Genomic DNA, 6,717 nt, shown 5'->3' on the forward strand with positions numbered 1-6,717 from the left:
GGATTTTCCTTCCGGCTCCTAATCGGAACCGGAGGGCCTTCTCGTTCAGAATTCCGGGCACGCCGGAATCCATCCCGTTCAGGGACCGTGCAAGTAGCGGGGGTTCGTTGCCGCCTGGCAACTCGGAGAACTCTACACGCTCGTGTAGCCCGCATCAAACCCGTGGCGCAACCGGTTTCGGCGGCGTACCGTCGAGCCATGACCCAGCATGCGCTCGTCCAGCAGTGGTGGGCCGCCTGACGGCGGCCCGACCTGCGCATGCACCCACCGGCCGCCGCCTCGGCGGCCGTTTTGCTGTCTGTGGCGGTGGTCCCTCACCTCGAGGAGAGCTCAGCCCCATGACTCGCATCTTCAGCGGCATCAAGCCCACCGGACACCTGACCCTCGGCAACTACCTCGGGGCCGTGCGCCAGTGGGTGGACGTCGACCAGCGCCGTGCCGAGGCCCTCTTCTGTGTCGTCGACCTCCACGCGTTGACGGTCGAACACGATCCCGCCCGCGTACGAAGGCTCAGCCGGCAGGCGGTGACCCTGCTCCTGGCGGCCGGCCTGGACCCGGAGCTCTGCACGGTGTTCGTTCAGAGCCACGTGGACGAGCACACCCGGCTGGCCTATCTGCTCGAGTGCACGGCCACCGACGGCGAGATGCGCCGGATGATCCAGTACAAGGAGAAGGCCGCGCGGGAACGGGCGACGGGCGGCAGCGTCCGGTTGTCCCTGCTGACGTATCCCGTACTGATGGCGGCGGACATCCTCGCCTATGGGGCGGACGAGGTACCGGTGGGTGACGACCAGGCCCAGCACGTCGAGCTCACCCGTGATCTCGCCATGCGTTTCAATCAGCGCTACGGCCAGGCCTTCACCGTCCCCAGGGCCGTCCTCCCGCCGGTGGCGGCCAGGGTGATGGATCTCCAGGACCCGACGTCCAAGATGGGGAAGTCGCACGCGGAGACGGCCGGGATCGTCTATCTGCTCGACGAGGCGGACGTCGTGCGCAAGAAGGTGATGCGGGCGGTGACCGACAGCGGGAACAAGGTGGCGTACGACCGCGAGGCGCAGCCCGGTGTCACGAACCTGCTGGAGATCCTGGCGGCCTGTACGCGGCGGAAGCCCGCGGAGCTGGCGGAGTCGTACAGCTCGTACGGCGCGCTGAAGCGGGATACGGCGGAGGCGGTCGTGGAGCTGCTGCGTCCGGTCAGGGAGCGGCACGCGCGGCTGTGCGCTGACCCCGGGTATGTGGACGAGGTGCTGCGGGCGGGTGCCGAGCGGGCGCGGGCGCTCGCCCGGCCGACGGTCGACACGGCGTACCGGGCCATCGGTCTGATGCCTCCGATCGCCGCGCCGGCCGCCTCCATCTCTTCTTGAGGTCAGGCGCCGCCCGAGGCCAGCTCGCGGCTGCGGTCGCGGGCGGCCTCGAGGGCTGCGATCAGCGCGGCCCGTACGCCGTGGCTTTCGAGCTCGCGGATCGCGCTGATCGTGGTGCCGGCGGGGGAGGTGACGTCCTCGCGCAGCTTGACCGGGTGCTCGCCGCTGTCGCGGAGCATGACCGCGGCACCGATGGCGGCCTGGACGATGAGGTCGTGGGCCTTGTCCCGGGGGAGGCCGAGGAGGATGCCGGCGTCGGTCATGGCTTCGACGAGGTAGTAGAAGTAGGCCGGGCCGGAGCCGGAGAGCGCGGTCGCCGCGTCCTGCTGGGTCTCGGGGACGCGGAGCGTCTTGCCGACCGGCTTGAAGATCGCCTCGGTGCGGAGGAGGTGGTCCTCGGTGGCGTGGGAGCCGGCGGAGATGACGGACATGCCCTCGTCGACGAGGACGGGGGTGTTCGGCATGACGCGGACGACCGGGGTGCCGGCGGGGAGCCGCTCCTCGAAGAAGGCGGCGGGCACGCCGGCCGCGGCGCTGATGACCAGCCGGTCGGCGGGCAGGTGCGGGGCGAGTTCCTCGAGCAGGGTCGCCATGTCCTGCGGCTTGACGGCCAGGATGAGGGTGTCGGCGGCCTTGGCGGCCTCGGTGTTGGTGACCACCTCGACGCCGTAGCGGGTGCGGAGATCCTCGGCGCGCTCGGGGCGGCGGGCGGTGCACATCAGATCGCCGGTCGACCAGCCGGCGCGGATCATGCCGCTGAGGAGTGCCTCGCCGATCTTTCCGGTACCGAGGACGGCGACTTTCTGTGCCACGGGACTCACGGGCTCACCTTCTCGTTGCGTCGTTGCGCTGTGCGTCGGCGTAGGCCGGTCATCTTCGCATCCGGTGGCCGGGTGCGGTGCCTTTGTCCGTACCTCGGTACGCACCGGGGTACGGACCTCGGTACGGATGGGGTCAGGGAGACGAGGACGTACGCGAGGGATTCCGCCGGGGTGATCGGAACCGTCCGGTCCTGCGATTCGACACCTTGCTCGACACCGCGTTTACACCGTGGTTACAAACCAACTCGCGGATCCGCACCACAACTTGGCCAAAATATGGTCGAGTGATTAACAGCACGGCGCCGGAGGAAACGACGGCGTCGGCCCGTCACACGGTCCTCCCGTGCGGGCACCCGTGCGCCGACGCCCCTTTCCACGCGACGTGACGCTTCCGCCGGTACTCCCCGGTACTCCCCGGTACTCCCGCAGTACTCCGTCCGTACTCTCCCTCCCCTTCTGTTCCGCAACGACGCAACGATCCCCATCGCATCGCTGCGCGCGCCTGGAGCGCGCTGGAGGCAGTCCTCATGCAGAAGAAATCCTTCCGCCATGCCCGGAACACCGAACCCCGCGTCGGCTTCAGGAGCACCCTGAAGACCAACCTCCGGGACAATCTCCGGGCCGATTTCACCGCGTCGCTCGTCGTGTTCCTCATAGCCGTGCCGCTCTCGGTCGGGATCGCCGTCGCCTCCGGCGTCCCCGTCGAGCTGGGGCTCGTCACCGGCATCGTCGGCGGCCTGCTCACCGGCCTGCTCCCGGGCAGCAGCCTGCAGGTCAGCGGGCCGGCGGCCGGTCTGACAGTCCTCGTCTACGAAGCCGTGCGGGAGTACGGGCTCGGGGCCCTGGGCGTCCTGGTGCTGACCGCCGGGCTGCTCCAGGTCGCCATGGGCCTGCTGAAACTGGGGCGCTGGTTCCGGGCGATCTCGGTGGCGGTGGTGCAGGGGATGCTCGCGGGCATCGGCATCGTCCTCATCGCCGGCCAGCTCTACGCGCTCGCCGACGCCGACCCGCCCGCCGGCGGCCTGGAGAAGCTGGGCGGGCTGGTCACCCTGCTCACCGACACCCTCGCCTCGGGCGACGCGATGGCCGCCGTCGCGGTCGGCGTCGGCACCGCGGCCGTCCTGGTGCTGTGGCCGCACTGGCGGCAGGCCCAGCGCGTGGTGCCCGGCCCCCTGGCGGCGGTCGTCCTGGCCACGGCCGCGGTGGCGGTGCTGCGGCTGCCCGTCGACCGGGTCCAGGTGCGCGGCCTCCTCGACGCGATCCAGCCACCGGGTGGTGGCGACTTCGCGCGCCTGACCGAGTTCGGGGTGCTGGGGACCGTCCTGGCGTTCGCGCTCATCGCCTCCGCCGAATCGCTGTTCAGCGCGGCTGCCGTCGACCGGCTTCACGACGGCGCCCACACGGACTACGACAAGGAACTGATCGCGCAGGGCGCCGGCAACACCGTGTGCGGCGCCCTCGGCGCGCTGCCGATGACCGCGGTGATCGTAAGGAGCTCCGCCAACGTCAGCGCGGGCGCCCGGACGAAGGCCTCGCGCGTCCTGCACGGCGTCTGGATGCTCGTGTTCGTCACCCTGCTGCCCTGGGCCCTGGAACTCGTACCGCTCGCCGCTCTCGCCGGCGTCCTCGTCCACGCGGGCTGGAAGCTGCTGCCGGGGAAGGAGCTCGGCCCGCTGTGGCGGGACCAGCGCGGTGAGGTCGCGGTCCTGGTGACGACCACCGTCGCGATCGTCGTCACCAACCTCTTCGAGGGCGTCATCATCGGCCTCCTCCTCGCCGTCGTGAAGGCCGCCTGGGAGACCTCCCACGTCCACGTCGAGACGGTGACCAGGCCGAACGGCATGCTCAGCGTCCGGGTCCTCGGCAACGCCAACTTCCTGCGCCTGCCGAGGCTGTTGGACGAGCTCGACGCGCTGCCGCGCACGAACGGCGGCGTCGAGCTCGACCTGAGCGGGCTGCGGCACATGGACCGCGCCTGCCACACCGCCCTGCTGGGCTGGGCGGACCGGAACGCGACGCTCCGGCGGGACGCCGGGGACGGCGACGGGAACGGCGACGGGAACGGCGAGGCCACCGGGCAGGTGGTGGCGGTCTAGGCCCCACCCATGGCCGGCCCGGGGGACGACGGAGGGGGTCCCCCGGGCCACGCGGTCGCGTCAGGCCTTCGCTCAGCCCTTCGCTCAGCCCTTCGCTCCCGCGCGGGCCCGTGCCGCCATGAGCCGCAGCGCCCTGACCGTCGACCGCACGACCTGTTCCTTCATGAACGCGGCCGGGCGACCGGTCAGCACGACCGGGTGCGGGGAGTCGTCGGCGCGCACGAGCTGGAGGAGTCCGTCGGAACGACCGAGGCTGATGCACTGCGACACGAAACGGAAGGACAGGGCCCGCGGCCGGTCGGACGCCAGGTCGGCGACCACCGCCGCCGCGACGTGCAGGCCCGACGGAATCGCGACGGCACAGGCCATCCGCAGGCCGGTCCCGGCGGCGTCGCCGACCGCGAAGACGGCCGGGTCGGTGGTCGAGCGGAGGGTACGGTCGACCGCGATCCGCCCGGAGGCGTCGAGCGCCAGGCCCGCCCGGGCGGCCAGATCGGTGACCGGCCGCATGCCACCCGCCCAGACGACCACATCCGCGTCCACGGCATCGGCCACGGCCGCCGTGCCGGCCACGCCCGCGGCGTCGTCGTCGGGCATGGCCGCCGCGCGCTCCTCCTCCAGCCGCACGCCCATCGCGGCGAGCGTCCCACGGACATGCGCCCGGCCCTTCTCCGAGAGCCCGGCGCCCACGACGCCCGACGTACGCAGCCGGGTCTCCCATTCGGGATGCGCCTCGGCGAGCTCGGAGGCGAGCTCGATGCCGGTGAGGCCACCACCCACGACGGTCAGCCGGCCTGGCCGGCCGACCAGCCGTTCGTGCAGCTCGGCGGCCGAGTCGGAGGAGTACGCGCACGGGTGGTCCGTCGTGCTGCCGAGCGCGTACACGAGCCGGTCGTAGGACAGCACCCTGCCCTCGTCGGTGCGGACCTGACGGGTCGCGGTGTCGAGTTCGACGGCCCGGGCGGGCACGTGCTCGATGCCGGTGCCGCGGAGCAGGGACGCGAGCGGATGGGTCACGGCGGGTCGGCCGGCGGCGAGTTCGTGAAGACGGACGCGCTCGGTGAAGTGCCGGCTGGGGTCGACCAGGACGACGCGGACGTGGGGCGCGAGACGCAGGGCGGCGGTCAGGCCGGCGTAACCGGCGCCGAGGACCACGACCTGGTGGCCGGCACCGGACCGGTGGCCGGCACCGTGGGCGTCCGCCCGGTCGGGGACGGCGCTCGGAGTGATCTGCACGTTCGGGTTCATGCCCGGGAGACGACGTGGACGCGCGGACTGTGACATCGCCTCCGGAAGCCGGGGCTTCACAGGCTTCACACGACTCACAGCGCCCCCAACTCCCCCAGGTCCAGGTGCCGCAGCTTGTCGGGATTGGCGACGGCGTCGACCTCGGTGATCAGCCCCTCGTGCACGGTGAACGCGTAGACCGAGACCGAGGTCCACTGCCGCGCCGGGTCCACGAGGACCAGGCCGGGCGCCCCGTTGACGTCCCGCACGACCATGCGCATGGTCGCGGCGTCGAAGCGCTGGGCGAGACCGAGCACGAAGCGGGCGACCTTGTCGCTGCCGAGCACGGGCCGGCGGGCCGCCGACACCTTGCCGCCGCCGTCCGTGCGCCACACCACCTCAGGGTCGAGCGTCGCCAGCAGGGCGTCGATGTCTCCTCCCACCACGGCGGCGAGGAAGGCCTCGACGGCACGCTGGTGATCCGCCCGGTCGACGGACCTGCGCGGAGCCTCGGAGCGTACGCGCTTACGGGCACGGGACGCCAACTGCCGTACCGCGTCCGGGGTTCGGCCCACCACGTCGGCAACCTCGGGGAACGGCACCCCGAAGACGTCGTGCAGGACGAAGGCCGTCCGCTCGGCGGGGGTGAGCCGCTCCAGCACGGCCAGCAGAGCCATGCCCACGGACTCGTCGAGCGTCACCCGGTCCTCGGGCCCCGCGGTCCCGGCACCGCCCGGGGCCTCGGAGACCACGGGCTCGGGCAGCCACGAGCCCACATACGTCTCGCGCCGAGCCCGGGCGGAACCGAGCTGGTCGTAGCAGATGCGGCTGACGACGGTCGTGAGATACGAACCGGGGTCCTCGGCCGCGCCGTCCGGAAGCCGCTGCCAGCGGAGCCACGCCTCCTGTACGGCGTCCTCGGCGTCGGCGACGGAGCCGGTGATGCGGTAGGCGACGGCCCAGAGCCGGCGGCGGTGGGTCTCGAAGTCGGTGAGGGATGCCATGGGGGGCCTGCCTGTCTCCTCGGACGTCTCGGGAGCGGAACCGCTCCGGGAAGGAGGACGGGATGGCGAGGCGATGTGTGACATGGGGGGGCGGCACATGGCCGGAAAACGCAAGAAAGCCCTGACAGGGAACCAAGGTTCCCCATCAGGGCTTTCTCTCAAAAGGAGTTCGGCGGCGTCCTACTCTCCCACAGGGTCCCCCCTG

5 protein-coding genes are annotated in these 6,717 nt (G+C 71.7%); 2 read left to right on the forward strand and 3 right to left on the reverse strand.

The genetic code is table 11. From position 1 onward, the window contains the following. Nucleotides 1-338: 338 nt before the first annotated feature. Entirely contained in the window at nt 339-1,364 is a 1,026-nt protein-coding gene (trpS, locus tag AC07BS_RS35065) for a tryptophan--tRNA ligase (protein WP_478651070.1), read from the forward strand. A 2-nt stretch (nt 1,365-1,366) separates the two neighbouring features. On the opposite strand, the gene proC is transcribed toward trpS, so the two are convergent. Next, nucleotides 1,367-2,176: a pyrroline-5-carboxylate reductase gene (proC, locus tag AC07BS_RS35070; RefSeq protein ID WP_478651068.1), complete on the reverse strand. Its 810-nt coding sequence runs from the start codon at nt 2,174-2,176 to the stop codon at nt 1,367-1,369. A 536-nt stretch (nt 2,177-2,712) separates the two neighbouring features. Here proC and AC07BS_RS35075 point away from each other — a divergent pair. Next, nucleotides 2,713-4,281, forward strand: a complete 1,569-nt coding sequence (locus tag AC07BS_RS35075) for a SulP family inorganic anion transporter (protein ID WP_478935581.1) — start codon at nt 2,713-2,715, stop codon at nt 4,279-4,281. Between the two features lie 84 nt (nt 4,282-4,365). Here the strand turns inward: AC07BS_RS35075 and AC07BS_RS35080 are convergent, their stop codons facing one another. Together AC07BS_RS35080 and sigJ are read right to left on the reverse strand one after the other, a co-directional pair. Beyond that, entirely contained in the window at nt 4,366-5,529 is a 1,164-nt protein-coding gene (locus AC07BS_RS35080; RefSeq protein ID WP_478935582.1) for an NAD(P)/FAD-dependent oxidoreductase, read from the reverse strand. Between the two features lie 74 nt (nt 5,530-5,603). Next, the gene (gene sigJ, locus AC07BS_RS35085; RefSeq protein ID WP_478935583.1) at nt 5,604-6,512 is read right to left on the reverse strand and encodes an RNA polymerase sigma factor SigJ; all 909 of its coding nucleotides are present in this window, start codon (nt 6,510-6,512) and stop codon (nt 5,604-5,606) included. Between the last annotated feature and the right edge of the window lie 205 nt (nt 6,513-6,717).

Source organism: Streptomyces sp. NPDC044063 (assembly GCF_056434285.1).